This window comes from Zobellella aerophila, from assembly GCF_039539325.1.
Classification (GTDB): Bacteria; Pseudomonadota; Gammaproteobacteria; order Enterobacterales; family Aeromonadaceae; genus Oceanimonas; species Oceanimonas aerophila.
The window spans coordinates 1-619 of sequence record NZ_BAABCX010000014.1 but is presented as its reverse complement, the minus strand read 5'-3'; the positions used below and the strand labels follow the sequence as shown (position 1 = coordinate 619).

2 tRNA genes and 1 rRNA gene are annotated in these 619 nt (G+C 49.1%); all 3 read left to right on the top strand.

Annotation, left to right across the window (positions count from 1 at the left end):
• Window positions 1-112 (top strand): 16S ribosomal RNA (locus tag ABD806_RS17975); the annotation flags it as partial.
• Between the two features lie 119 nt (window positions 113-231).
• Window positions 232-308: transfer RNA gene (locus tag ABD806_RS17970), tRNA-Ile, on the top strand.
• Between the two features lie 37 nt (window positions 309-345).
• Window positions 346-421 (top strand) — tRNA-Ala (locus tag ABD806_RS17965).
• Window positions 422-619: the final 198 nt, after the last annotated feature.

The following is a 619-nucleotide window of genomic DNA, read 5'->3' as shown; positions in this document are numbered from 1 at the left end:
AGAAGTAGATAGCTTAACCTTCGGGAGGGCGTTTACCACGGAGTGATTCATGACTGGGGTGAAGTCGTAACAAGGTAACCGTAGGGGAACCTGCGGTTGGATCACCTCCTTACCTTAAATTCTCAACACCTGTTGAGTGTTCACACAGTTTGCTTGATATGAAAGAGTGACTTGTCGCATGAGCCTGGCTGATGCGATTTGGCGACGGTTGAACGTTGCCAAACAGGATTTGGGTCTGTAGCTCAGGTGGTTAGAGCGCACCCCTGATAAGGGTGAGGTCGGTGGTTCGAGTCCACCCAGACCCACCAAATTCACCCAGGTGAATTTGGTGATGTAAGGCTAAATGGGGCTATAGCTCAGCTGGGAGAGCGCCTGCCTTGCACGCAGGAGGTCAGCGGTTCGATCCCGCTTAGCTCCACCATTTATCCTGAATGCCGAGATGTCAAAGTCATACGTTGTACGCCAATGTATCACTTTGACTTTTTAAGTCACGCTCTTTAACAACCTGGAAAGCTGATGAAATAATTTGTAGTTCTTGATACGCAAGTGTCTTGGAACTTCTTGGCGAAAAATTGTTGTAAGCATCAGTCACGATGCGTGCACTCTGAGCCGGTTCCCC